The 25,828-nt window shown below is 72.0% G+C and carries 19 protein-coding genes; 15 read left to right on the plus strand and 4 right to left on the minus strand.

Annotated features, from left to right (window positions below; all coding sequences use genetic code 11):
- The first annotated feature begins 25 nt into the window (after window positions 1-25).
- From IPQ09_14865 to IPQ09_14880, 4 genes are all read left to right on the plus strand, one after another.
- Complete coding sequence (locus IPQ09_14865) at window positions 26-1,300, plus strand: hypothetical protein (GenBank protein MBL0195477.1); 1,275 nt, start codon at window positions 26-28, stop codon at window positions 1,298-1,300.
- Between the two features lie 79 nt (window positions 1,301-1,379).
- Window positions 1,380-1,844 carry an acyl-CoA thioesterase gene (locus IPQ09_14870; protein ID MBL0195478.1) on the plus strand — a complete coding sequence of 155 codons (465 nt, stop codon included), beginning with the start codon at window positions 1,380-1,382 and terminating at the stop codon, window positions 1,842-1,844.
- 68 nt (window positions 1,845-1,912) lie between these two features.
- Entirely contained in the window at window positions 1,913-2,932 is a 1,020-nt protein-coding gene (locus IPQ09_14875; protein ID MBL0195479.1) for an aspartyl protease family protein, read from the plus strand.
- 93 nt (window positions 2,933-3,025) lie between these two features.
- Complete coding sequence (locus IPQ09_14880; GenBank protein ID MBL0195480.1) at window positions 3,026-4,306, plus strand: hypothetical protein; 1,281 nt, start codon at window positions 3,026-3,028, stop codon at window positions 4,304-4,306.
- A gap of 642 nt (window positions 4,307-4,948) precedes the next feature.
- On the opposite strand, the gene IPQ09_14885 is transcribed toward IPQ09_14880, so the two are convergent.
- Window positions 4,949-6,844, minus strand: coding sequence for a radical SAM protein (locus IPQ09_14885; GenBank protein ID MBL0195481.1), 1,896 nt, complete (start codon window positions 6,842-6,844; stop codon window positions 4,949-4,951).
- 92 nt (window positions 6,845-6,936) lie between these two features.
- On the opposite strand from IPQ09_14885, the gene IPQ09_14890 reads away from it, so the two are divergent.
- The 7 genes from IPQ09_14890 (at window position 6,937) to IPQ09_14920 (ending at window position 14,963) form a co-directional block, all read left to right on the plus strand.
- Entirely contained in the window at window positions 6,937-7,605 is a 669-nt protein-coding gene (locus tag IPQ09_14890) for an AgmX/PglI C-terminal domain-containing protein (protein ID MBL0195482.1), read from the plus strand.
- A 130-nt stretch (window positions 7,606-7,735) separates the two neighbouring features.
- Entirely contained in the window at window positions 7,736-8,629 is an 894-nt protein-coding gene (locus tag IPQ09_14895) for a hypothetical protein (GenBank protein ID MBL0195483.1), read from the plus strand.
- Between the two features lie 395 nt (window positions 8,630-9,024).
- Window positions 9,025-9,435 (plus strand): YjbQ family protein, encoded by a 411-nt coding sequence (locus IPQ09_14900; protein ID MBL0195484.1) that lies wholly within the window; start codon window positions 9,025-9,027, stop codon window positions 9,433-9,435.
- Entirely contained in the window at window positions 9,432-10,901 is a 1,470-nt protein-coding gene (locus tag IPQ09_14905; protein MBL0195485.1) for a hypothetical protein, read from the plus strand. The genes IPQ09_14900 and IPQ09_14905 overlap by 4 nt, the downstream gene beginning before the upstream one ends.
- Window positions 10,898-12,130, plus strand: a complete 1,233-nt coding sequence (locus IPQ09_14910; protein ID MBL0195486.1) for an MFS transporter — start codon at window positions 10,898-10,900, stop codon at window positions 12,128-12,130. Before IPQ09_14905 ends, IPQ09_14910 begins: the two co-directional genes overlap by 4 nt.
- Before the next feature lie 201 nt (window positions 12,131-12,331).
- Window positions 12,332-13,978 carry a DNA mismatch repair protein gene (locus tag IPQ09_14915; protein MBL0195487.1) on the plus strand — a complete coding sequence of 549 codons (1,647 nt, stop codon included), beginning with the start codon at window positions 12,332-12,334 and terminating at the stop codon, window positions 13,976-13,978.
- A 1-nt stretch (window position 13,979) separates the two neighbouring features.
- Entirely contained in the window at window positions 13,980-14,963 is a 984-nt protein-coding gene (locus IPQ09_14920; GenBank protein ID MBL0195488.1) for a hypothetical protein, read from the plus strand.
- On the opposite strand, the gene IPQ09_14925 is transcribed toward IPQ09_14920, so the two are convergent.
- From IPQ09_14925 to IPQ09_14935, 3 genes are all read right to left on the minus strand, one after another.
- Window positions 14,964-17,129: a serine/threonine protein kinase gene (locus IPQ09_14925; GenBank protein MBL0195489.1), complete on the minus strand. Its 2,166-nt coding sequence runs from the start codon at window positions 17,127-17,129 to the stop codon at window positions 14,964-14,966. It lies immediately after the preceding gene.
- A 43-nt stretch (window positions 17,130-17,172) separates the two neighbouring features.
- Window positions 17,173-17,784 (minus strand): hypothetical protein, encoded by a 612-nt coding sequence (locus tag IPQ09_14930; protein ID MBL0195490.1) that lies wholly within the window; start codon window positions 17,782-17,784, stop codon window positions 17,173-17,175.
- A gap of 93 nt (window positions 17,785-17,877) precedes the next feature.
- Window positions 17,878-19,770, minus strand: a complete 1,893-nt coding sequence (locus tag IPQ09_14935) for a hypothetical protein (GenBank protein MBL0195491.1) — start codon at window positions 19,768-19,770, stop codon at window positions 17,878-17,880.
- A gap of 605 nt (window positions 19,771-20,375) precedes the next feature.
- Here IPQ09_14935 and IPQ09_14940 point away from each other — a divergent pair.
- From IPQ09_14940 to IPQ09_14955, 4 genes are all read left to right on the plus strand, one after another.
- On the plus strand, window positions 20,376-22,130 hold the full coding sequence (locus IPQ09_14940) for a DEAD/DEAH box helicase (protein ID MBL0195492.1): 1,755 nt from the start codon (window positions 20,376-20,378) through the stop codon (window positions 22,128-22,130).
- A gap of 192 nt (window positions 22,131-22,322) precedes the next feature.
- Window positions 22,323-23,546 (plus strand): ATP-grasp domain-containing protein, encoded by a 1,224-nt coding sequence (locus tag IPQ09_14945; GenBank protein ID MBL0195493.1) that lies wholly within the window; start codon window positions 22,323-22,325, stop codon window positions 23,544-23,546.
- Window positions 23,543-24,670, plus strand: a complete 1,128-nt coding sequence (locus tag IPQ09_14950; protein ID MBL0195494.1) for a hypothetical protein — start codon at window positions 23,543-23,545, stop codon at window positions 24,668-24,670. The genes IPQ09_14945 and IPQ09_14950 overlap by 4 nt, the downstream gene beginning before the upstream one ends.
- Entirely contained in the window at window positions 24,667-25,824 is a 1,158-nt protein-coding gene (locus tag IPQ09_14955; protein ID MBL0195495.1) for an enterochelin esterase, read from the plus strand. Before IPQ09_14950 ends, IPQ09_14955 begins: the two co-directional genes overlap by 4 nt.
- Window positions 25,825-25,828 lie beyond the last annotated feature (4 nt).

Here is a 25,828-nt window from a genome sequence, read left to right on the forward strand (position 1 = left end):
CTGCGCCAGAAGGAGAACGCGACACGTGCAATACCTCGGCTTTTTTCTGATTTTCGTCGCCCTGATCGCGGGCGTCGTCGGCTTGATGCAGCACCTGAAGATGAAGAAGATCCTCGCGGCCCCGTTCAAGAAGACGGGCGAAGCGGCGGGTGGACAGGGCGCGGACGCCCAGGGGCGTATCAGCACCGAGGGCGCCGTTCAGCCTGGCCAGCAGCAGCTCGTCGCGCCTTGCTCCGGCAAGCCCTGCCTCTACTACGAGATCGAGATCATCCAGCACTGGCACAAGTACGTGCAGACCGAGAACGGCACCAAGAAGGAGACGGGCAAGACCACCGTCAACACCCAGAAGGTCGGCTCCGTCTTCTACGTGAATGACGGCTCGGGCCCGGTCGCGGTCGACGCGACGAAGGGCATGGACGTCGAGCTCGAGAAGTCGTTCAACCAGAAGCAGGGCGTCTCCTGGGGCGACGTGATGTTCGGTCAGGGCTACCGCGTGAGCGTGAGCGTCCCCGGCGGCGACAAGACCGGTGACGGCGTCGAGTGCATCGAGAAGCTCGTCGCGCCGCAGGGGAACCTCTTCGTCATGGGCAAGTTCAACGCGGGCGCCATCACGAAGGAGGACGGCATGCTCGGCAAGCTCCTCGCTTCCACCAAGGGTCGCGACAAGCTCGTCGGCGCCACCAAGCGCAACTCGCTCATCGGCTTCATCGGCGCCGGCGTGTCGATGCTCATCGGGCTGCCCGTGTCGATCTTCGCGGATCCCCCGGCGCCCGGCGTCAACTACTGCCAGATCACCGACCAGACCGAGGCCGGCAAGAAGTGCACGGGCAAGATCTACAACGACACCGGCGAGACCGTGTCGCTGAAGGTCACCAAGGCCGGCACCTACCACATCCACGCCCAGGCCCCTTCCCACATCAAGATCCCCCTCTCCCCGGTCCTCAACGTGACCAGCGCCGCGGGCAAGGTCGTCGCGAAGGACGAGCACACCGACGCCGAAGTCGAGCTCGAGCCGGGCGACTACAAGATCAACATCACCGACTCGTTCAAGGGCGATCCCTCCCACTTCAAGGGTGGCTTCAGCTTCGAGCTCGAAGTGAAGCAGACCAAGGTGGCCGAGGCCGCGCCGAGCGCCTCTGCGGCCGACAGCGCCGAGCCCGCCGCCAGCGCCAGCGCGAGCAGCAGCGCCAAGCCCGTCATCGCGAAGCCCGGCACCAAGCCGGCGCTCAAGCCGGCCCCCGCGCCGACCGCCAAGCCGACCGCGAAGCCCGCGCCCGCGAAGCCGGCTCCCAAGAAGTAACGGATCTCCTCCCGTCCTTCACGCGCCAGGCGGCGACTTCGGTCGCCGCCTTTGGCCTTTTGTGGGCGACACTCGCCGCATGAGCCGCGACGAGTTCACGCTCCTCTTCCCGAACCGAGTCCGCTGGGCGGAGGTCGATCGCCAGGACGTCGTGTTCAACCCGCACTACTTCACGTACTTCGATCTGGCCGTGTGCGAGTACTGGCGCGCCGCCCGCATCGCCTACCCGAAGGGCTACGTCGACGTGTACGGGTGCGACACGTTCGCGGTGAAGGCCACCGCGCAATTTCACGCCTCGGCGCGCTACGACGAGCTGCTCGAGCTCGGCTGCCGCGTAACGCGTATCGGCGCGACCTCCCTCGTCTTTTCACTCGGGGTGTGGCGTGGCGACGAGCACCTCACCTCCGGTGAGCTCGTGTACGTGAACACCGACCTCGCGACCCGCACCGCGACGCCTTGGCCCGAGGCGTTCGTCGCCAGCGTCCTCGCCTTCGAGCGGGTCGCCCCGCGCGTCGCGGTCGCGCCCGCGCGGCCCACCGAGTGATGTGCACCACGCGACTTGCGCGATCTGCCGTCGCTCGCCCCCGCCTGCGAGCCGCGTGGGCCTCGTCGTTGCTGGTCGCGCTCGCGGCGTGCGACGTGCCTCCGACGCCCGCCGTCCCCCGCGCGTCGGTGGTCGCCCCGCCGCATCTCGGCGCCAGCGACGCGCGAGCGGGCCCGCCGTCCTCGAGGCTCGCGCGCCTGCAGTTCGAGGTGTCGGGCCGCGCCTTCCAGCTCCCGGTCGTGACCGGGACGGTGGGGGGTGTGCGCACCTTGCTCCTGGTGGACACGGGGGCCAGCGCGAACATGGTCACCGGGTGGATCGCGCGGCAGGCCAAGCTGCCGCTCTCGAGCCACGGAGACACCGGGCGCGACCACGTGGGCAAGACCGTGACGACCGCCCGCACGTCGAGGCCGAGCCTCGCGGTAGATGGCTGGGGCGCGCTCCCAGATCGCGAGACGCTCGTGGTGGAGGTGCCGGCGGCCCTCGAGCGGCTGGGGATCGGCGCGTTCCTCTCGCCGCAGCGGCTCGACGCCGCGGCCGTCGTGCTCGATCTGCCCCGGGGCGAGCTCCGCGAGGGCAGAGACCTCGGCGACGAGAAGGGCGCGCTGGCCGAGTGGGCGAGCCTCTCGCGTCCCGAGGCGCGCGGGCTCCCCGAAGCGCGCGTGTGCCTCGACCGCGCGAGCCTCGTGGGTGGCTTGGCCTTCGTGCTCCCCGCCAGGCTCCGCCCCCCCGGCGGATCGCCCCCCCGCGAGGCGGAGCTCCTCGTCGACACCGGCGCCCAGCGCACCGATCTGCTCACCACGTCCCCCGCAGGGCGGGCGCTCTCTCCAGGATCCGAGCCGGGCGAGTCGGTCTTCGCCGCGTCCGGCACCATCACCACGCGCCGGCTCCGCGGGGTCGACCTGGAGATCGGCGACGTACGCGCCCGCCTCGACGTGGAGCTCCTTCCAGGGTCCACGCACCCCTCGTGCCCCCGGGACGGCGTGCTCGGCATGGACGTGCTCCGGAGGTGCGTCCTCGTCTTCGGGCAGCCGCCGGGCGGGCCGCCTTCGCTCCACGCCCGCTGCCTGGTCGACGACCTGCGCTGAGCCGTGTTGTGCCAGAAGCCACGAGCGATGGAGAGCGCCCGCTGGCTTTTCTCGGATAACCTGGGAGGCATGTGGTTTGCTACCGCCCCGCGTATGCGCACCTGTCTGGCGTCTCTCTTCCTCCTCTCCCTCTCCGCTGCCGGCTGCTCCAGCTCGACCGAAGGCGCGACCTCTTCCGCGCCAGCGCCCGAGCCGGAGGCCGCCGCCGCGGCCACGCTCTCCGACGCCGACCGCGCGCTCCTCGGCAGCTACGAGATCCCGCTGCGTAGCACGAGCGCCGGGGCAGGAAGCTACTCCCAGCGCATGCGGCTCGATTTCGTCGCCGGCGCGAAGGGCGTCGAGGCCTACCTCCAGTCCACGAACTTTTTCGGACTCGGGCTCGCGCGTCCGGAGGTGACGCTCACCGCCGAGAAGGCGCTGCTCGAGTTCACCATGCAAGGTCGAACGGCCAGGCTCACCGTGGCGCGCCGTGAGAACGGCGCGCCCGGGCGCGCGGTGTTCGAGGGCTACAGCGGCACCACGCCCTACGAGGGCGAGGTGGGCCCCGACATCACGCCGCCGCAAATCACCTCGCAAGGCGGCAACGCCCCGCCCTGGGAGGCGCAGCTCGTCCGCTTCAGCGAGACGCTCCGCGCGAAGGACGTCATTCTCCCCGAGGGGGGGCCCCTCGCCTACTCGCTCTCGGCGATCGAGGGCACCCCATGGATCGGCGGCGTGGGCGTCCGCAAGGCGCTCTCCTCCGCATGGGACGGTGAGACCGCGGCGAGCCTGAGCGGGCTCACCGCGAAAGACCCCTCGGGCAACTCGCTGAAGCTCCAGCAGCGAGACGTCTACTTCCAGCCTGTCGGCAAGGCCGTCACTGCGTACGATTTCGCGAACGACAACCCCGCGTTTCCCCAGGTGGTGAGCCGCCTCGCCTCCGCCTCGGACTGCGATGGTGCGCCGTCCTGCATCCGCGTGTCGCAGGGCGCGAAGCTCGGGCTCCGGATCGCCGCGGGGAGCCGCGCGGTTCGCGTGCGCTTCGCCCTGCGCGCCGGGCAGTTCAAGGGCGTCCCGCCAAAGTCGACCGTGGTGCTCTCGGGTGTGGTCGCCCCGGGCGACGGCTCGGTCACGTCGCCGCTGCCGAAGCTCGAGGTCGCCTGGACGCCGGAGGCGGCGCCTACCGCCACGCGCGCGTTCGCGACGGCGTACGCCGACCTCGTGATCCCTCTCCCGAAGATCGACGCGGAGACGGGCATCACGCTTCAGTTCGACGGCGAGCCCCGCGACCCGGCCCCGGTCGTCTCTGGCACGACGCCGACCCCGAGCGTCCCCTCGCAGACCGTCGAGGCGAGGCACATGGTGATGCTCGTGCGGAGCGCCCGCGCGGAGTGAGCGCCGGGACCTTTGGGCGTGGAGGCCGGTGGGCTAGTCCCCTGGAGTCGTGGTTCGTATCAGAAGTCCGGTCTTCGGTGTCATGCCGAGGAGCGAGGGGGTGCCCCGTTTTCGGCGGCGGCGGGCCCGTCCTCAACTCGGACGTCGTTCCGCGCGGTGGAGGCGGCGCTTTGCGCTCAGGGGACAGTGGTTTCGGGTGTGACCGCGCGAGAACGCCGACCCTCGAACATGAGTATCCTCCCACCGCCGCCGAAAACGGGACACCCCCTCGCTCCCTTGTGGCGAAAGGCCGAGCCGCGCGACTTCTGTAAGGGATCGCGCTTCCAGGAGACTGGCTAGCCCTAGCCCCGGCGCCCCCGGCGGCCCGTTGATTTACTCCCGTCGGCCCGTCGCCGCCGCATCCCGACCGCCGTCGTTGCGATCCTGCGGTGCGTGCTCACCTAGAAACGCCCACCTGGAACACGCTCCGCGCGCTCCTCGGATCGCGCCTTGGCAGGCCGGGCGCGGACGGCGCCGGGCCTCGGTCCGTAAATCAACAGGCTGCTAGAGCTGGAGAACTAGCCTCCACGGGCTCCTCGGATCGCGCCTCGGCGGGTCGGGGCGGGTGCCGTCGACGACCTCGGTCCGTAAATCAACAGGCTGTTAGGGCGTGTCGTTCAGCACCCGCAGCGTGACGCGGCGCTTCGGCGCGGGCGTCGCGACCGGCTCGGGCTCGCCCGCGTGGACGATCGTGCCGAGCGCCGGCGGCAGCGAGAGCACCTGGTTCTTCGCGTAAACGGCGTGGCGCCCGTGCTCGCGGTACCAGTCGGCCACCGACGCGTTCGCCTTCATCTTCTCGAGGATGTTCCGCCAGCCGACGCCCGTGTTGTAGGCGCAGAAGCTGATCTCGCCCATCTGCGTGCCGTACGGGATGATGCACATCTCGGTGCGGCGGAAGTCGTAGTTGAAGAGGTCTTGGAACCACATGCCGGCCACGAAGAGCAGGCGCCACTCGAACTCGTGCGCGTCCTTCTCGAACTCGCCTATCTTGGAGCCGCGCGCGCCGGTCTGGCTCAGGAACTGGCGGACCAGCGTAGGGAACGAGAACCCCGCGGGCGCGGCGGCGGGGTCGTAGTTGCGGAGGAGGGCGACCACGAGCTCCGCCAGCGTGACGGTGCGCCCCTGCGCGGCGTCGGTGATCTCCTGGATGTCGACCAACAGCTGCTCGAGGTTCACGAACTGCGTGAGGGGCACACACTGTTTCGTGCGCTTGTTCACGAACAGCACGGTGCCGATACCGCAGTTGGGGTGGCACCCGCACTTCATGGATCCCCAGTCGGCGCGCTCGCCGAGGAGCGTGTCGGTGAGATCGCTGAACGGCCCCATCGCAGAGAGCGGGAACCAGTCGCGGAGCGGCTCCGAGAAGCCGCACTGGTCCTTCACGTCGCGCGCGAGGTGCGAGAGCGTGTAGCGCTGGGCGCGGCGGGTCTCGTCGTCGATGTCCTCGTCGCGGCCGGTGAAGCTCACGGGCTGGAAGCTCACCACCGTGATCTTGTCGGCGTTGTCGATCGCGAACTGGATGATCTTGCCGACCTGCTCGTTGTTGACGCCGTTCACCACGGTGACCACGAGGATGACGTCGATGCCGGCGGCGTGCAGGTGCTCGATCGCGCGGAGCTTCACGTCGTACAGGTTGCCTACCTTTCGGTGGGAGTTCGCCTCGTTGCCTATTCCGTCGAACTGGAGATAGGCCATGCGGAGCCCCGCCTCGCGCGCCTGCTTCGCGAGGTCCGGGTCTTGGGCGAAGCGGACGCCGTTCGTGGCCACCTGCACCGCGAAATAGCCCTTCTCGCGCGCGTAGCGGATGGCGCCCAGGAAGTGGGGCGAGAGCGTGGGCTCGCCGCCCGAGAACTGCACGCTCATCTGCCGGCGAGGCTTCACCGTGAGCGAGTCGTCGAGGATCTTGGTGACGTCTTCCCAGGCGAGCTCGTGCACGAAGCCCACCTGATTGGCGTCCATGAAGCACGGATCGCACATCATGTTGCAGCGGTTCGTGAGGTCGACCACGAGCACGCTGCCGCGCCCGTACTGGATGCTGGAGGCGCCGTGATCGCGCAGCTTGGTGAGCGGCGCGAGGTAGTCGCGGCCGGGGTAGAGCTGCTCGATGCGGCGCAGGAACCGGGCGTCGAGGGCCATCACGTCCTCGAACGCGCCGTGGCGCGGGCAGGTCTTGCGCATGAGCACGGCGCCGCCCTCTTCCACGATCTGTGCCCGAATCTCGCCGGGGTTGTCGCTCACGAGCGACGAGAGATCGCGCTGGCCGGAGAGCACCGCGGCGCGCACCTCCTTGACGCAGGTGGGGCAGAGCGAGTCGGTCTCGCGGGGGAAGCCCAGCGACGGGAACGAGCGGTCCTTGCGCTTCAAGAGCGGGCCAGGCGCCCACTTGGGCGCGATCGCCGGGCGCTGGATTCGCGCGTTCAGTCGGACGAGCCAGGGCCACACGGCCTCGGCGGTTCTCTGGAGTGCGCGCTCCGCGCCGCGGCCGATGTCTGCTCGCATGTGGCGGGAAGCTTAGCCGACGGCGCGCGCGTCGACCACCGCTGCGGCTCCCATCCGTCGGCGGTCGCGCCGGGGAGTGCTATCGTCGTGGCGTGGAAAAGTACCGCGTTTGGCTGGCCGGCGCCGCCGCGATCTGCGTGCTCTTTGCGATGTTCGCGCTCTTGAAGCGCCCGGGAGCGCCCTCGGTGCGCGAGGACGAGGGTGGTAGCTCATCCACGGGCGCCTCCAGAGAGCCCTACGCGCAGAGCGCCTGGGTCGAGCCGCCGCCCGCGGCGCTCGACGGGGGTCGGCAGCGCCTCGATCCTGTCGCACACGCGGCGCTCCAGCGCCAGATCCACCAGGCCCTCTGGACGGCCTCGGGGCAGACGCCGCCGACGGGCGCCGCTGGGCCGGTCGGCGCGCCCGCGGGCGTCACCGAGCTGTCGCGCGAGTACATTCAGGAGCGCATCCGCGCCGACTTCAAGCCCATGGCGATCAAGTGTTACGAAGAGCTGCTCGCGCGCGAGCCCGACGCTGGGGGACGCGCCGTGATGGAGTTCACCATCGTGGCCGACGAGAAGCTCGGCGCCCTCGTCGAAGACTCGGCGCTGGGCGACGGCGGCACCCTCACGGACCCACGGTTCTCGACCTGCCTGCGGGAGTCGATGAGCGGCGTCGTGTTCGAGGCGCCCCCCAAGGGAGGCAAGACCACCGTGCGGTACCCGTTGATCTTCTCTCCGGGCGACGACGACGCGGCGGCCCCGTCTCGTTCTTCGCGCTGAGGCGCGGCTAAAAAAAATGAGACGCGAGGGAGGACCGCGCCGCTCGCGCGCGTAGTAGGTAAATGGCGGCAGTCCCGGTCGCGTGTGGCCGCGGCGTCGCACATTGCATTACATCATCTCGGAGTCCTCCATGCGCTTTGGCACTCGTCTCTTCGTCGTTGGCACGCTCGCTTTGGCCTCGCTCGCGGCATGCTCTTCCACGGTCGTCACCACCACGAGCGACGGTGGCGACGAGGACGCCGCGGTCCCGGTCGACGCGACCACTCCCGCACGGGACGCGTCCACCTCGCAGGACGCCGGCGTGCGCGACTCCGCGACGCCTCGCGACTCGGCGCCGCCGCCCCCGGACGCTGCGCCGCCGCCCCCGGACGCCTCGCCGCCCCCGGACGCCTCGCCGCCCCCGGACGCCGCGCCGCCCCCGGACGCCGCGGTGGACGCCGCGGACGCGGCGAAGGATACCGGCAGCGACGCAGCGGTCACCGCCTGCTACGCGCCCGACGACGCGCTCGCCTTGACCGCCGCCGCTCCGCGGCTCAGCCCGTCGCTCTGCACCGCCGCCCAGATCGTAGGTGCGCAGACCGCATGCCTTGGCCCCGCGGCGACGTCGGCCACGTGCAACAACTACCTCGCCGCCAACCGCTCGTGCGCGCGCTGCATCTTCGGGGCGCTCGCGGGCGACACCCCGGCGACGACCCCGCTCGGATCGCTGATCCCGGTCTCGGAGGACTCCGTGGCGCCGGCCATCGGGGGCTGCGCGGCGCTCATCATCGGTAGGCCCGAGTGCGCGGTGCCCGTCTCCCAACAGACCGTCTGCACGAGCTCCGCGTGCGCCACGTGCATGGATGCGGCGTCGGAGGAAGCCTGCCTGGGCACCGCGTCCCTTGGGATCTGCGCCGGTCTCGGCGATGGCGCTTGCAACGCGGCCATCGACGCGACGGTCGCCACGTGGGGCCCCCGTTGCCGCGGGGCGGCCTTCAACGACACGTATCTGAAGGTCGCCACGGTGATGTGCGGCGCACCCTGAGCGCTTGAGTCCGTTCCGGCGCGAGGCGTGCCCGAAAGCGGCGCGTCTCGAGCGGGAGGGACGCGCGACGGACGAGGGGACGCCCTCGCGCTCGCGGGGGCCTGCGCCGCCGCGCGCGTCCTTGTCTTTGGCGCGCGACCCGCGCCACCGGCGCACCGCGCCGCCATGAGACCGCCTTCGTCGCGATCCTGCAGCCCGTTGATTTGCTCCCGTCGGCCCGTCGCCGCCGCATCCCGACCGCCGTCGTTGCGATCCGGCGGTGCGTGCTCACCTAGAAAACTAGAAACGCCCACCTGGAACACGCTCCGCGCGCTCCTCGGATCGCGCCTCGGCGGGTCGGGCGCGGACGACGACCGGCCTCGGTCCGTAAATCAACAGGCTGCTAGACTGCTCTCGTGAGAGCCCACACCGAGTACTTCACCTACCGCGCGGCGAAGCGCGAGCTCATCCACATGACCCCGACGCTCGACGACGTGCTGAAGCGGAGCGGCGTCCAGGAGGGCTTCATGCTGGTGTCGGCGATGCACATCACCGCCGGCGTGTTCGTGAACGACGACGAGGGCGGGCTCCACGAGGACATCTGGAAGTGGCTGGAGGGGCTCGCGCCGTTCAATGCAAACTACAATCATCACCGCACGGGCGAAGACAACGGCGACGCCCACCTCAAGTCGCTGCTCGTGCATCACGAGGTCACCGTGCCCATCACCGCGGGCAGGCTCGACCTCGGGCCGTGGCAGCGCGTCTTCTACGCCGAGTTCGACGGCGAGCGCGCCAAGCGGGTCATCGTGAAGATCCTCGGGCTGTGAGGCTCCCCGTGGCCCACCTGCCCTCCGTGGTCCGCCGGCTCCGCCAGCTCCGAAGCTCCGCCCTGACCGCGCTCGCGTTGCCGGTCCTCGTTGCCGCTTGCTCGCCTCCGAGCGCCGTTCCGGCCACTGCGCCGTCGCGGCCTGCGCCTGCCGCGCCCGCGCTCGCCGGGCCCGAGGAGCGCTTCTTGGTCCGGCTCGCGGCGCTCGATCCCCGCCTTGCGAGGCGGCTCGGCCGTTCGCCCACGCCGGGCGAGCTCGCGGACCTCGCCGCGCGGGTGGGCGTGGACGGCGCGCGTGAGGGCGGCGTCGTGGGCGCGACCCTCGATCCGTTTGCGTTCGACGCGCGCGCCCGCGAGCTTTCGCGTGCCCTCGCGGAGCTCGACGCGGGGACGGCCCATGTCGCCCCTGGCGAGCGCGCCGAGCTCGCGCTCGTGCGGGCCCTCTACGCCGCCGAGGCCACCCGCGCGCGGCGCGAACGCGACCTCACGGTCTCGGGCGGCGATCTGCTCGTGGCCGCCGCGCAGGTCGCCACCGACGCGATCGGCGACGACGCCGTGGCGGCGAGCGACGCGTGGCTCGCCGAGCGGCTCGGCGACGTGGCCGAGGCCGTGACGTCACGCCGCCCTTCGGTCCCGCACCGCAGGGAGCTCGCCGACGCCCTCGATCCGGTCGAGCGCGCGCTCGCCGGTGCGCGCCTGCCCCGCGCGCTCGCGGCCCTGGTCGGCCTCAGAGAGGCGGTCGGTGAGGCAAAAATCATGAGCGATGGCGCTATTTTACCCGTGGCGGCCGAGGCGCGCCTCGACGACGTGCGCGCTCTCGTGGGGGAGACCCTCACCGACGCGGACCTCGTGGCCGCGCTCGCCGCGGCCGAGCGTGTGCTCGCTCTCGAGGCGAACGCAGCGCTCGCGAAGCTCTCCGACCGCGACGCCGATCGGGCGCGGCTCGCCGCCGGCATGCGCCTCGCGGTGCGCGCCCCCTGCAAGAACCCGTCGACCGGCTCGGTGATGCGCAGTCTGCCGGCCCCCCGCGAGCGCGAAGCGGGCTGCCTCGCCGTGCGCGCGCTCGCCGGCGCGCGCCGCGACGTGGGGTCCGAGTCCGCGGAGGCGTGGGTGCTGCTGCACGACCGCGCCGCCGTGGCCCTGTGGTCGGCCGCCTTCCACGCCGAGCACGTCACGCTCGACGCCGCGCGCGGGCGCGCCCGCCTGATGGGGCTCCCCGAAGAGTCCACGAAGAGCGCTCTGCTGCGCGCGGCGGCGGTGCGCCCGGGCGAGGCGATCGGCGCGGGGCTCATGGTCGCGTTGGTGGTCGACGGGCCCGACGCCAGCGCCGAACGGGCGCGCGCCGTCGTCGCGTTCGGCGACGCGGGCACCGCGACCCTCCGGGCTCACCTCGCGCCGCCCACGCCGCCGGAGCCGCCGGGCCGACGGCAGCCAGTCAACGGGCGCCAAGCTGGTCTTCGGCGGTGACTACCGCGAGGCGCGCGCCCCACCCCGTCGTCTGGACGATCCTCTACCTCCCGTTTGGCGCGTTCAGCGGCTTCGTCACCGTGGCGCTCACGTTCCTGGCCACCAAGAAGGGCCTCAGCATCTCCGAGGGTGCGCTGCTGAACGGCGCGCAGATGCTCATCCAGTGGCTCAAGTGGATCTGGGCGCCCGCGGTGGACGTGACCCTCACGCCGCGCAAGTGGTACGTGCTCTCGACCTCTCTCTCGGCGTCGGCGATCCTCGCCATGTCGGCGATCCCGCTCGGGCCGAGCACCCTCGGGGTGCTCCTGCTGCTCATCGCGGCGGCGAGCTTCGTCAATTCGGTGGTCGGTATGGCCATCGAGGCCATGATCGGCGGGTGCACCGCCCCCGAAGACGCAGGTCGCGTGAGCGCTTGGTTTCAGGCGGGAAATCTGGGTGGGGCCGGCCTCGGCGGCGCGCTCGGACTCTTCCTCATCGTCTCCATGCCGTCGCCGTGGATGGCCGGCGCGATCATGGGCGGGCTCTTCCTCGCCTGCTGCGGGGCGCTGCGCTTCACGCCCAACGTCGACGCGCTCCACGAGGGAAAGGGCCCCCGGGCCGCGGTCGTCGGCGTCGTCGCCGATCTCCGAAAGATGCTCCGCAGCAAGGGCGGCCTGCTCTCCGCCATCCTCTGCGTCATGCCCATCGGCACGGGCGCCGCGCAGGTCGTGCTCACTCAGGGAAAAGTCGCTCAGCTCTGGGGAGCGGGCGAGCGCGAGGTGGAGCTGCTCCAGGGCCTGCTCGCCGGCCTCATCACCACGCTCGGGTGCTTCGCGGGCGGCTGGGTGTGCCACCGCGTGCGCCCCCGCACGGCCTACGCGGGGATCGGCATCGGCCTCGCGATCGTGGCCACGGGGATGGCCCTCAGCCCCGCGACCGTGACCATGTACGTGGCGTGGAGCCTCCTCTACTCGTTTGGCGTAGGTCTCGCGTACGCGGCGTTCACCGCCGTCGTGATCCACGCCATGGGCAAGGGCTCGGGCGCCACGAAGTACAACATCTTCGCGTCGCTCTCGAACTTCCCCATCTGGTGGCTCGGCCTCGTCCTGGGCGTCGCTGCGCAGCGCTGGGGCCCGCGCTCGATGCTCCTCACCGAGGCCGCGTTCGCCGTCGTCGCCGTGGTGATCGTCGCCGCCTCGAACACGCTCGTGGGTCGCTCGAAGCTCCCGGAGATGGCGGCGTCGGAATGAATCCGAGGGCCCGCTACCTCGCGCGCTTCGAATGGTCGACGTCTAGCAGCGTTGATTGACTCCCGTCGGCCCGTCGCCGTCCGCGCCCGGTGCCGGCGCGAACGGCGCAGCCTCGATGACTTGTACGATGCCACCGCCTGCGCGGCCCGTTTCGGTGGCAACGCCCCAAGCGCCGGCAGCCTGCTAACGTCTCACCGCGCGATGTCCGAACCCCGCGCCGCGCTCGACCTCTTGTTCCCGACGCCCGCGCTCCGGATAGACCTCGAGCAGACCTCGCTCGGCCTCGACCTCGCGTTCGCGGGCGGCGTCGCCGGGGGCCTCTTCAGCGACGCGCTCGACCGCGCGCCGGTGGGCCCCACCGCGTGGAAGGCCGCGTCGTTCGCCGCCGATCTCTTCGTGCCCGCCTTCGTCGCGAGCTGCTTCACCATCGGCGACGGGCAGCTCGTCTCGCAGAAGCACCTCGTCAAGCTCGTCACGAGCCCGCCCGTCGACCCCGCCGTGGTGCTGCACCGCCGCGCCGTGGTCGACGAGCTCGTGACCCACCCGAGCCGCCGCGAGGCATTGCATGCACTCTACACCGATCTACTGCGCCTCCGCTCCATGCTCGAGGGCGCGGCAGGCGCGGGAAAATGGGACGCGAACCGCCGCCAGCTCGACATCCTCGCCCTCGTGAAGAAGCTCTTCGACCGCCTGGCGGAACCGCCGGCCGAGGGCGCGTCGTCGTCGGCGCTCGCGAGGTTGTCCGACTACGGCAGGCGCGTGTTGGCCAGCGAGCCCTACCGCTCGCTCGCAGATCTCTTGCGGTACGACGAGAGCATGGCGACCCTCAGCTTGAAGGTCGGCATCGGGGCCGACGGGCGCATCCGCGGCTTCCAGCTGCTGTCGGTCGAGGAGGACCGCTCGAACCCCTTCGTGAGCTCGGCGTGGCGGAGGTGGCTCGCCAAGGTGGAGCTCTTCGTGCGCGGCTACCGCTTCGGCGACGGCGAGGTGATGGCGCGCCTCATCGACGCGGTGTTCGACGGCCTGCGTGACGAGCTCGCGCCCCTCGTTCAGCTCGTCGGAGATCTCGAGTTCTATCTGGGCGCGCTCGGCCTGCGCGACGCGGCGGCCGCGCGCGGGCTCTCCATGTGCCTCCCCAAGCTCGCCGAGCCGGGCGAGCCCCGCGTGCTCGAGGGCCTGTGGAACCCGCTCTTGCTCGCGAGCGGCGTCGCGCCCGTGCCGTGCGATCTGCGGCTCGATCGGCACGACGCGTGCGTGCTCGTGACCGGCCCGAACTCCGGCGGAAAGACCCGCCTCTTGCAGTCGGTCGGGCTCTCGCAGGTGCTCGCCCAGGTGGGGCTCTTCGTGCCCGCGCGCGCGGGCTGCGTGATGCTCGGCTCGAGCCTCGTCGTGTCGCTCATCCAGGAGACTCGAGTCGATCAGGCCGAGGGTCGCCTCGGGATGGAGCTGCTCCGCATCCGCGAGCTCTTCGAGAGCCTCCCGCCCGGCGCCATGGTCATCCTCGACGAGCTCTGCTCGGGCACGAACCCGTCGGAGGGCGAGGAGATCTTCGAGCTCGTCATTCGAATGCTCACGCGGTTGCGGCCGCAGACGTTCATCACGACGCACTTCCTGGCGTTCGCGACCCGGCTAGAGGCCGCCGGCGAGATCGAAGAGCTCCGCTTCCTCCAGGTCGAGCTCGATCCCAACCACCTGCCCACCTACCAGTTCACGCCCGGCGTCGCGCAGACCTCGCTCGCGGGCAAGGCCGCCGCGCGCCTCGGGGTCACGGGCGAGCAGCTCTTGGCGCTCATCGAGCGAAACCTCGCCGCCGCCGCCAAGCCCGCTCAGGGGAGCCAGGCGCCCTGACATGCCCACCTTCCTCGTGACCTCACGCATGAGCCCCGCGCTCGCCGCGCGCGTGGAGGCCAGCGTCACCGGGCGCTCGTCGAGCCCCCGCGCGGCGGGTCGTCGGCTGGTCGCGCTCGCGCGCTTCGTGGGGCTCGGGGTCGTCGCGTTCGCCGTGGTCTCGCTCGTGGCCGCGCGCCGCCGCGCGGGCAGCGAGCTCGAGATCGCGCGCGCCGCGTTGCTCGCCGACGTGCGCGCCCACGCCGCGTCGCTCACGCCGGCGGAGCACGAGCTCCCGACGCGGATCTCGCCGTGGATCGTCGCGGGCGCCGGCGCCTACGCGGGCGACCTCGTCGACCCCGAGCTCCGCGCGCCCGGCGCGCTCGAGGCCCGCCTCGCCGAGCCGACCGTCTACGTCCGCGGGGCCCAGCCCACCCTGACGACGCCTCGCGGGGTCGTCGAGGCCGCCCGGGCCTCCGCGAAGGACGCGCTCCTGCTCTGCCTCGTGGAGCCGCCCTCGGCCTCCACCGAGAAGGTCATGCTCGGCCGCGTGCGTGTCGCCTACACCGGCGGCGCAGAGGCCCGCACGCCGCGGGTGCGCAGGCTCGGCGACGCGCACGTGGGCCTCCCGTTCCTCGCGCCCGCCTGGGAGCGCCGCGTGCTCGAGGCCGAGAGCCCGCGCGCGCTGCGGGATCTCCGCCGCGATCTCGAGAGGGCGCCGCTCGCGTCGGCGAAGGCCGCGGCGCAGGCGCGCTGGCTCCTCTTCGCGATCGACGAGCCGGGCCACGGCGCCGGCCCCACAGAGATCGACGGCGAGCGCGCCCACGCGATCCGCCTCTCGCTGCTCGAGGTCTCGACCGGGCGCGTCCTCTTGCGGCTTCGACGCGAGGTCGATCCTTCCGGCTTCACCGAGGCCGCGCGCGTGCAGTTCGCGAGCGGCCTCGACTCGTGCCGCTTCGCGCTCGACGTGCTCGAGGCGACGCACAAGCCTAGTCAATACAATTGACTACTTGGGCGCCGCGCGGACGCGCGCTTGGATCGCGGCGATCGCCTTGTCGAGCGAGCCGTCCGCGCGGAGGCACGCGAGCGGATCGCGGCGCGGGCGGCGCCTCGCGGCCACGGCCTGGAGCTGCGTGAGCGAGCGGCGATCGCCCACCTTCGCCGCCCGGTCGAGCAGGGGCTTCCACTCGCATCCCGACGCGGCGCGGAGGTCGAGCGCCACCGCCAGCGCGTCGTCGGCCCGCCCGCGCACCGCGGGGTCCGTGAGCGTCGCGCGCGCCCGCTCGCGCGCCTTGGGGTACTGGTGGGCGTACGCGCCGTACGCGAGCTCGTAGAGCACGTCGATCCCGTTCGCGCCGAGCTCGCTGCGCAGCGCCGTGAACGCCTCGTCGGCCGCGGCCTCGCCCAGGGCCAGGTCGCGAGCGACGACGAGCACGTCGACCCCGCTCCGCGCGCGCGGCGACCTCTTCACGAGGCGGTTCAGCTCGACCAGCGCGCGCCGAGGGTCCGACTCCTTGAGCGCGGTCATGAGGGCTCGGTGCACCTGCGGCGGGCAGTCGGCGTCCCCCGAGCGTGGCCCGAGGAGCGCGACGCCGCGCGCCGTGTCGCCCGCCTCCATGGCCGCGAGGCCCTCGCGCAGCTTCGCGTCGGTGATCGCGGGCTCGACGTCGGCGTCCGGCGTGAGCAGATCGAGCTCGAGCTTCCCTAGGGCCGCGTCGTCGCTCGCGCTCGCGACCGCGATCGCGCTCGCGCTCGCGTTCGCGTTCGCGCTCGACTGCGTGGCGTCCGCGTCCACCTCGGCGGGGCGCGGTCGCGTGAGGGAGAAGACGAGCCCCCCGAGGAGCAGCGCCCCCACAGCGACGCCGGCGAGCACGCGCCGATTCAGCTGCGGGCGGAGGCCGAGCGGCAGCGCCGGCGAGATCGCGGAGGGGTGGGAGATGGCGTCCACGGGCGCGCCCGCGCCGAGGAAGCCGGAGGGCGGCGTGCCCGCGCCGAGGGTGCTAGACGGCGCGCCCGCGCCGAGGGTGCTGGAGAGCGGCGCGCCCCCGAGGATCGTCGGGAGCTTCCCCTCGAGGCGCCCCGAGGCCACGAGCAGCGTGGTCAGGCCGTCGAGCTGCTCGAGCAGGGTCTTCGCGTCCGGAGTGCGGTCGGAGGCCTCCTTCGCGAGCAGCCGGAGCACCACCGCCGCCACCTCGGGCGGGACCTCGGCGCCGCCCATCTCGGACATGGGCGGCACGGGCGCGGTGACGTGCTTGCCCAGCAGGCGCACCTTGCTCTCGTCGTCGAACGGGCGCGCGCCGCAGAGCATCTCGTAGGCCATGATGCCGAGCGAGTAGAGATCCACGCGCGCGTCGATCTCCTGCCCGAGGGCCTGCTCGGGCGCCATGTACTCGGGCGTTCCGTAGACCATCCCCGCTTGCGTGAGCACCGGCGCTCCCGGCGACTTCGACGAGGAGCCTCGGGTGAGCTCGCCCACCGGCACCTTGGCGATGCCGAAGTCAAGAACCTTGACGAAGTCGGGCTCGCCGTCGCGCTCGACGAGCATCACGTTCTCGGGCTTGAGGTCGCGATGCACGATGCCAAGGCCGTGCGCGCGGACGAGCGCGGTGACGATTTGCCGCACGATGCTGAGCGTCCGCGCGAGCGACAGCCGCCCCCGCGCGAGCATCTCGCGGAGGTTCTCGCCCTCGATGTACTCGAGCGCGAGGAAGAACGAGCCGTCCGGCAGCTTGCCGAAGTCGGTCGCCGCGGCCACGTTGGGGTGCTCGATGTGCGCCGCGGCCATGGCCTCGCGCTCGAAGCGCGCCACCACCTCGGGCAGGTGGGTCATCTCGGGGTGGAGCACCTTGATCGCCATGCGCTTGTGCATGTGCGTGTGCTCCGCGAGGTAGACCGCGCCCATGCCACCTTCGCCGAGGAGCGAGAGCACGTGGTACCGATCCGAGAGCACGACCCCCACGAGGGCGGCGGCGCCGATCGGGGCGGGAGGCGCCACCGAGGCGGGCTTGACGGTCTCAGCTTGGCTGCCGCTCGCGCCGAACGAGTCCCCCGCGAGGCTCGTCACGTCGGACACGCTCGACACGCTCGAGAGGCGCTCGAACGGCGCGTCCCCGCCCGACGCCTCCTCGGCGTGCGCTCCGGACGGCGGATCGGCGGGAGGAGAGGGCGGCATTCTTCTCTCCAGGCCTACCACATCGGGGCCACTACCGCGGGCGTCAGAAGTCGACGAGCACGCCGAGCGCGAACGCGAGCGCGACCGTGTCTTTGCCTGCCCCGGTGGCGTACGCCGCGCCGTGGTGGGCGGCGCCGAACGTCGACTGCAGGTCCGCGAACAGAGAGACGGGACGCCGGAGCTTGTAGCCTGCACCTATCCCGACGGGGATCTCCAGGAAGCCGCCCGAGCCCGCGGGGGTCGACAGCGCGCGCGCGTAGCCCGCGCCCACCGAGAGCCACACCGAGAAGCGCTCGGTGCGGGGCAACGGCGAGATCGCGCGAGCGTGCAGCCCGAGCGACCCGAGCGTGCGCCCGGAGCCCGCCTGCGGGGCGAACGCGAACGCGCCGTACGCGCCCACTCGGACGAACGGGAAGGCCGCGAGGTGGCCGCGGAGCTCGGCGCGGACGCCGGGATCCGCGTCGGACACGCCCGCCGCGCGCCCACCGAGGAAGCGCTTCTCGACGCCCACCTGGGCCGAGGCGTCGGCGTGGAGCTGCGCCCGCGCCGCGGAGGGCGACACCAGCACGCCGAGGCCCAGAAGAGCGGCCGCCGCCTTCAGCGGCGAGGCGACTTGGCGAGAACGCGCGCTCGCGGGGACCAGGGTCGGGGACACGCCGGACACGCTACCACGCGCACGAAGGCACGCTGGCACGCACCTCTAGCCTGGCTATCGCCGGCGACCGCCTCGGTGGCGCGGGGCGCGCCTTCACCTGCAGACGATCCCGTCACGGGCGCAGCGCAGCGCGCGCTGGGCCTCGTAGAGCGACGGCGGATCGAGCGCGACGCCTGGGCTCTCGGTGAAGTCCTGCGGGGCGCCCTGGTCGAGCGCGGCCCACCCGGAGTTCGAGAAGCTCGTAGGGCAGAGGAGCGCGGTCGCGCCCGGGGCCGCGGTCGACCCGAGCAAGTAGCCGTGCCCCCACTGCGCGCTCTCCACGGCGCACCCGCGCGCCGTGGGGTGGTTCCTGAGGACGTGCGGGTTCCAGAACACGAAATCGGTCGCGGTGAACCCCGCCCCGGAGCTGGTGGTGCCTCGGTTCACGGCTTGGAGCCACGCCCCGTCGAGCGAGGCGTTGTCGAACAAGACCGCCTGCGCGAGGAACCGGTGCGCGTCGTCCGCGTAGCGCGTGTCCACGCTCGCGTCGCGCAGGAAGACCGCCCCGCTCACCGCGCTGCTGAGGATGAAGGCGTGCCGCGAGCGCTCGGAGCGCGAGTCTCGCACCATCGCGTCGGCGCCCTGCACGAGGAAGGTGTAGCCGTTGCCGCCGCCGCCCCGGTAGAGCGGGAAGCTCATGTCGCAGCTCGACACGCTCACGCGGAAGGTCGCGGTGTTCACGAAGATGCCTATCGACAGGAGATGTGCGTTCGTCGTGTTCACCGCCGGTCGGTAGCTCGCGACGTCGTGAATCCATGCATCATGCACGCGATCGAGATCGATCGCCCGCGAGGAGTGGACCTCGTAGCCCGTGGTGCCTGGCACGTCGTAGTCGAGGTCCGCGGCGGGCTCGGCCACGCTCGACGTGAGGTTCTCGGTCATGCCGATCGCGAGGGACTCGAGCCCGACCTCCTCGATGAAACCCGTGAGCCTGTAGAGCCGCGCGGCGTCGCGCACCGCGACGGGGTGACGTGTGGGCGCGTCGAGACCCACGCGGCCGCCGCCGACGCTGGTCACTCGGCGCGGATAGACAAGGCCCAGGAACGACGCGCTGGGCCAGAGCCCGGCGACGCCCGAGGTCGCCTCGTCCATCCGGTGGTCGGCGCGGAAGGCGTCGGTCACGTCGGTGCGCACCGTGACGTAGTCGCCCACGGCGATGGGCCCGGTCGCGGCGACCGGCACGGACATCGAGGGCTCGGGCACGTCCGCGGTGAGGGGGTAGGTGGTCGCGCCCACCGGGTCGTAGAGGCTCCCCGCGCCGCGGAAGAGGATCATGGCCCGGCTCCGGGCGTTCGTGGGGTCGTCGAGCCAGAGGTGCGTGCTCGCGCGCCCCGCGCCCCGGATCACCACGCGGCTGCAGGTCACCGAGAGCGCCGGCCCGGTGGGCGCGGGGAACGTGAGCCGGAAGGTGCCGGGCGGCAGGAGCACCACGCCTCCACCGGCCGCGCAGGCCGCCGCGATGCCCGCCTGGATGCCGGCGGTCGCGTCCACCACGCCGTCGCCAAGCGCCGCGCTCACGGTCGCGACGACGGTCCCGCGCCCGATGGGTGGAGGCTCCACGCCCTGGTGGTAGCCGGCGTAGGAGAAGTCGGGGAGCGCGCGCCCCTCCGCGTCGCGCGCGCCGCCGGCGTGCACCGGCCGCCAGCCAAGCGGGAAGAGCACGCTCCGCGGCCCCGCCGGCGCCGCGTCGGGGGTCGCGTCCGCTTCGGCGTCGGTCGCGTCGGTCGCGTCGGTCGCGTCGGTCGCGTCGGTCGCGTCGGTCGCGTCGTCGCCGGAGTCTTTGAGGCCCGCGCCTGCGTCGTGCGCGGCCGCCTCGGCGCTCGCCCCGTCGGCCGGGGGCGCCTCGACGCCCGCGTCGGAGGGCGCAGGCGGGCCGTCCGCGCCGCCACACGCCGCGAAGAGACCGCGAGCGCGACGAGCGCGCCGCCGCGCGATGCGTAAGAGCACCTCATCGAGCGATGGTGGCACGACGGCGAACACGCCACAACGACGGCGCTCCGCGGCGCAAGGAGCGTGTATTCTGCACCCCAGGGAGGCCCCGTGCCCACACGTCGGGCGAGCGCCGCGCCGCCGGCGTGTGACTCGTGTGTCAGGTGGCCTGACGAAAAAAAGTGGGGGCCCATCGGGTCGCGCCGAAGGATGTCAGGCACTTCCGCAGGGGGCGCGCGATGGCGCGGTTGGTGCATTCCAGGTGGGCTCGTAGGGACCACGAAAAAGGCCACTGGCGTGGCGCCCGAGAGGGTCGGTGGTGTCAGCCTCGGTTCGATTCCGGGACCTACGACCGCTCACTCCGCTCCGCTCCCGAACCGCCGACCGCGCCCTCGCGTGCCGTGGCGTACATTTGGAGTCTCGAGCCTCGGAGAGCCCGCGGCGGTTTCCGTGAGCGGCAGGCGCCGGGGATGGTAGCCACTGGGCGATGTCCCTCGTTCGCATGAACCTCGAAGTGAGCCCCGAAGGGGCGAACGGTGGTCTATGGCGGCCCCGAGCCGAAGGCGAGGTGTCGCCATGAACGGTGGTCTATGGCGGCCCCGAGCCGAAGGCGAGGTGTCACCATGAACCGCGCCGTCGGCGCCCCGAAGAAGCTCTCCAGCGCCGCGGCGAAAGGCGCGCGCGCACCTGCAGCGCGCGGCCCCGCCGAGGCCCGCGCGATCGCCCTCGACGTGCCCTTCGCCATGCGCGGCGTCGCGGCGGCCTGCGGCGCGCGCTGGAGCACCGAGCACGGCGTCTTCGTGTGGCGTGGCGTCGAGCTGCCCGAGGGCCTCGCGCCCTTCGCGCCCGCGCCCTACTCCTGGGAGGCCCACGTGCAGCGCGAGCTCGACGACGAGGCCGGCTTCGCGCCGCCGGCGCCGCCGCGTGCCCCCTCGAGCGGGCTCGTCCCGCGCCCCCACCAGGAGCAGGCGATCGCCTCCGTGCTGGCGGCGCACCGCGCCGGGCGTCCCGGCTTCTTGCTCGCCGACGACGTGGGCCTCGGGAAGACCATCAGCGCGTGGGAGGCCATCCGGCGCCTCACCCCCGCGACCCCTTCGCGCCCCGCGCGGATCCTCATCGTCTCCCCCCTCGCGGTGCTCGCGCACTGGCGACGCACGATTGAGGCGATGGGAGGCCTGGGCGGGGACTTGGGCCACGACATCGTGCTCATGAACTACGAGCGCTTGGGGAAGCTCTTCGAGGTGACAGCGAGCGCGCGCCGCGCCATCAAGAGCAAGAAGGGGCTCGCCCGCAAGGGCACCGCCGCGGAGCTCGACGTCATCGTGTGGGACGAGAGCCACAAGTGCAAGAACCCCACCTCGGCGCGCTCGAAGCTCGCCGCGAAGCTCACCGCCAAGGCGTCGTTCTGCCTCTGGCTCTCCGCCACGGCGGGCCAGAACCCGCTCGAGCTCTCGTACCTCGCGCCGCTGCTCGCGAGCGTCACGGGGGCCCGCGCCGCCGATCTGAAGGACTTCGAGGCGTGGTGCACGAGCCAGGGCCTCGGCCTCGGTCGCGGCGCGTTCGGAAAGTGGGAGTGGCGCGGCGACGCGGCGGACACCGCGAAGGTGCGCGCGCTGCTGTTCGAGCCTCGCGCCGACGGAGCGCCCGCCGCCGGCCTCCGCAGGCGGCCGGAGGACATCGCGGGCTGGCCGGAGCTCCAGCGGATCCTCGCGCCCATCGGCCTCCAGCCCGAGGCACGTGCACTCTACATGGAAGCGTGGACCGCGTTTCGGCGCGAGCTCGAGCTCGCGCCCCGCGGTCGGGATCCCCGCTCCGCCTTCGCCGCCGCGCTCCGCTTTCGCCAGAAGGGCTCGCTCATTCGCGTGCCAGGCACGGCCGAGCTCGTCCGCGAGCTGCTCGACAATGGCCAACAGGTCGCCGTGTCGGTCGCGTTCGTCGAGACCCTCGAGCACCTCCGCGACGAGCTCGCGCCGGCGGGCGTCGCCCTCATCCACGGCGCGCTCCCCGCCCGCGAGCGCGAAGAAGAGCGCCTCCGCTTCCAGCGGGGCGAGGCGAGGGTCGTGATCTTCACCGTGGAGGAGGGCATCTCGCTCCACCAGGGCGAGCACAACGACGCGCCCCGCTCCGAGGTGATCCACGACCTGCGGTGGTCGGCCATCCAGATGGCGCAGATCGAGGGGCGCTGCCACCGCGACGGGCGCTTCGCCCAGGTGTACTGGACCTACGCGGACGACACGATCGAGGAGCGAATCGCGCGCGTCGTGGTGCGCCGCCTGGTCTCCATGAAGGACCTCGTCGGTGACGATCTGGACACGGTGAAAGAGATCGAGCGCCTGCTCGGAGAGGGCACGGCCGACGCCGCTGATGGCCTCGCCTGAGCGTGCGCCCCCGGGCGTGCGGCGCGGAGAGCTCGGCGGCGTCGCCGCGCCTCGCGGACCGCGCGGCGCACGCAGCACCCACGTCTGCCCACCCCGCCGCACGTGCGCCTCGAGGGCGCCTTTCGCGCGGGCAGTTGCAGGGGCGCGCGGCTCTCCCGTCCCGCGCACGCGCGTTTGGTATATAGCCAGGGCGTGGACGTCGTCTTTCTCGAGCCGTGCTTCCCCCAGAACCAGCGCGAGTTCGTGCGCGCCCTGCACGCCGTCGGCGCGCGCGTGACCGGCATCGGCGAGCGGCCGAAGTCGTCGCTCGACCCCGACCTGCAGCGGTGGCTCACCCACTACGAGCAGATCGGCAACGTCACGAACGAGGCCGAGGTCGAGAAGGTCGTGCGGTGGCTCCAGGGCCGCGTCCGCGTCGAGCGCCTCGAGGCGGTGATCGAGGCGCACGTGATGACCGCCGCCAAGGTGCGCGAGCGCTGCGGCATCGAGGGCACCAGCGTGCAGACCACCTTCCTGTGCCGCGACAAGCCCTCCATGAAGGAGGCCCTGGTGCGCGCCGGCGTGCCCTGCGCGCAGTCGATCGGCAGCGGCGATCCCGCCGAGATCCGCGACTTCGCCAAGCGCATCGGGATGCCCGTCATCGTCAAGCCGCGCGACGGCGCCGGCGCCTCCGGCACGCGCCGAGTCAGCTCCGCGGCCGAGCTCGAGGAGGCCATGGCCGCCTTCGGCGTCGGGCAGGGGCGCAGCGTGGCCGTCGAGGAGTTCATCGAGGGGCACGAGGGCTTCTACGACACCATCACGATCGACGGCCGCGTCGCGCACGACTTCGTCTGCCACTACTACCCGAACGTGCTCGAGGCGATGCGCACGCGGTGGATCTCGCCGCAGTTCATCGCGACCAACCGCCTCGACACCTCGCCTGCGTACGCCGAGGTGCGCGCGCTCGGAAAGAAGGTCATCGAGGTGCTGGGAATCCACACCTCCGCCACTCACATGGAGTGGTTCTTTGGCCCGAAGGGGCTGAAGTTCAACGAGATCGGCTGTCGCCCGCCGGGCGTGCGCGCGTGGGACCTCTACGCCGCCGGCAACGACGTCGACATCTATCGCGAGTGGGCCATGGCGGTCGTACACGGCAAGACGAGCCAGCGCCTCTCGCGGCGCTATTCGGCGGGGATCATCGCCCTCCGGCCCGACCGCGACGGCCACATCACCGGGTACGACGGCCTCGAGGAGATCGAGCGGCGCTTCGGCCAGCAGCTCATCGATCGCTACCTCCCGCCGCCTGGCACCCCCACGCAGCCCGTCGAGGCGGGCTACATGGCCAACGCGTGGCTGCGGCTGCGTGCGCAAGACTACGACGACTGCCGGGCCATGCTCGACATCGTGGGTCAGACCCTCAAGGTGCGCGCCGGATGACCTCGCGCCGCAGCACGAAGCTGCGCGCCGCCAGCGAGGCGCCGCGCAGGCCCGAGCGCAGGACCCAACCCCCGCCCAGCGCGTCGAGCGCCGCGGCTCGTGGCCCACGCGCGCTCGTGCTCCTCGGCGCACAGCGCTTCGACCCCACCCTGCGCGACGCGGTGGCGGAGCACGGTGTCCACGGCAAGATCGCGACGGTGACCGCCGGCTGGCAAGAGCGCGAAGACGACGACGCCGACCTCTCCGAGCACTGCGCGGGCGGGGCGGTCAACCTACGCCTCCACGCGCGCGCCGAGCGGGTGTTCGCGAGCGATCCGGTGTTCCACGAGGCCCACCGCGAGCGTCAGTCGCTCCTGCGCCACCGCCAAGACTTCTACCGCATTCGCCTCGAGCACCTCCTCGACGCCGAGCAGGTGCTGAAGAACCGCCGGGCGCCAAAGAACATTCTGGAAGACGAGGAGCGCGCGTCGCTCGCCGCGATACGCGACCTCGACGCGCAGCACCTGTCGCGGTGCGCGCGCGATCGACGCACCTTCGAGGAGCGCTGGCGTCCGCTCGAGCGCGCGGTCGTCGCGAAAGAGCGGGCCGAGGTCGCCGAGATCGTCGCGGACTGCTCCGCGATCGCCATCGCCGGCGGCCACGTCGCGTCACTCCTGAACCGCCTGGCGCTGTTCGGCATTCAAGACCTCATGGCCGACAAGGTCGTGTTCGCCTGGTGCGCCGGGGCCATGGCGCTCAGCGATCGCGTGGTGCTCTTCCACGACTCGCCGCCTCAGGGGCCTGGCGCCGCCGAGGTGCTCGAGCCAGGCCTCGGCCTCGCGGAGCGCGTGGTCGTGCTCCCACAGCCGGAGTTTAGGCTCCGCCTCGAGGACACCGAGCGCATGGGGCTCATGGCCAGTCGCTTCGCCCCCGCGCTGTGCCTGGGGCTGCCGGCGCGCTCGTGGGTGACCTGGCGCGACGGGGCCCCGAGCGACGCGCACGGGGTCTTCGAGCTCACCGAGCCTGGCGCGCATCGCCCGCTCGGCCGCCCTATCCCGCCCCCGCGCGGTGACGCGCCGAGGAGCGAGCCCGAGCCCGTGCCCGTGAGCCTGCTCACGAGCCCAACGATCGAGGAGGCCCAATGAGTCCACATGGCACGCCGGCGCAGCTCGCGATTTCATCGCTGCTCGACGGCCACGCGAACGGCGAGAAGGTCGACGCCTTCCTCGCGGGGCGCGCGTTCCCGCTGGTCGAGGGCCCCAGCGTCACGTTCGTGTATCGCGGCGAGGCCGAGGGCGTGAGCCTTCGGCACTGGATCTTCGGCCTCGAGTCCTCGAACTCGCTGTCGCGAATCGCGAACACCGATCTGTGGCACCTGACCCTCGACATCCCGCCCAAGTCACGGGTCGAGTACAAGCTCGAGGTCCACCACCACGGCGGCAGCCAGTGGATCGAAGACCCGCGGAACCCGAACCGCGCGCGGGATCCCTTCGGCGCGAACTCCGTGATGCACAGCGAGGGCTACGAGGTCCCGCTCTTCACCCAAGACGATCCCGAGGCACGGCCCGGCCGCCTCGAGCCGTTCCGCTTCAAGAGCCGCGCGCTCGGCGGCTGGCGCGCGGGGCACATCTACCTGCCGGCGAGGTTCCGTCGCACGCGCCTCTACCCGCTGCTCGTCGTGCACGACGGCGCCGATTACCTCAACTACGCGCGCATGAAGACGGTGCTCGACAACCTGATTCACCAGCTCGAAATACCCGATCTCATCGTCGCCTTCACCGACTCCCCCGACCGCCTCCGCGAGTACGCGAACGACGAGACCCACGCGCGCTTCCTCACCGAGGAGCTCTTGAAGGACCTCACGCGGCGCCTCCCCATCCTGGACAAGCCCCAGGCGCGGTGCCTGATGGGCGCGAGCTTCGGCGCCGCGGCGGCGCTCTCCACCGCGTGCCGCTACCCCAACGTATGGGGCCGCCTGCTCCTCCAGTCGGGGTCGTTCGCCTTCACCGACATCGGCAAGAGCAACCGTCGGGGCCCGCTTTTCGATCGCATCGTCGAGTTCATGAACGAGTACCGCCGGAGCCCCGCCGCGGTGAGCGAACGCGTGTTCATGAGCTGCGGCGTGTACGAGTCGCTCATCTACGAGAATCGCTCGCTCGCGCCCCTGCTCGACTCTACGGGAATGCAGGTGAAGTTCGTCGAGTCGCGAGACGGGCACAACTGGGAAAACTGGCGCGATCGACTGCGGGAGGGGCTCTCTTGGCTCTTCCCTGGTCCGCTGATGTTCATCTACGAGTGAGTCC

The sequence above is a fragment of the Myxococcales bacterium genome, assembly GCA_016720545.1.
GTDB lineage: Bacteria > Myxococcota_A > Polyangia > Polyangiales > Polyangiaceae > JAAFHV01.

Coding starts and splice junctions, on each gene's coding strand:
- IPQ09_14955 (MBL0195495.1), top strand. CDS start 24,667: ATGAGTCCACATGGCACGCCGGCGCAGCTCGCGATTTCATCGCTGCTC.
- IPQ09_14870 (MBL0195478.1), top strand. CDS start 1,380: ATGAGCCGCGACGAGTTCACGCTCCTCTTCCCGAACCGAGTCCGCTGG.
- IPQ09_14895 (MBL0195483.1), top strand. CDS start 7,736: ATGCGCTTTGGCACTCGTCTCTTCGTCGTTGGCACGCTCGCTTTGGCC.
- IPQ09_14950 (MBL0195494.1), top strand. CDS start 23,543: ATGACCTCGCGCCGCAGCACGAAGCTGCGCGCCGCCAGCGAGGCGCCG.
- IPQ09_14925 (MBL0195489.1), bottom strand. CDS start 17,129: ATGCCGCCCTCTCCTCCCGCCGATCCGCCGTCCGGAGCGCACGCCGAG.
- IPQ09_14915 (MBL0195487.1), top strand. CDS start 12,332: ATGTCCGAACCCCGCGCCGCGCTCGACCTCTTGTTCCCGACGCCCGCG.
- IPQ09_14940 (MBL0195492.1), top strand. CDS start 20,376: ATGAACCGCGCCGTCGGCGCCCCGAAGAAGCTCTCCAGCGCCGCGGCG.
- IPQ09_14885 (MBL0195481.1), bottom strand. CDS start 6,844: ATGCGAGCAGACATCGGCCGCGGCGCGGAGCGCGCACTCCAGAGAACC.
- IPQ09_14880 (MBL0195480.1), top strand. CDS start 3,026: ATGCGCACCTGTCTGGCGTCTCTCTTCCTCCTCTCCCTCTCCGCTGCC.
- IPQ09_14920 (MBL0195488.1), top strand. CDS start 13,980: ATGCCCACCTTCCTCGTGACCTCACGCATGAGCCCCGCGCTCGCCGCG.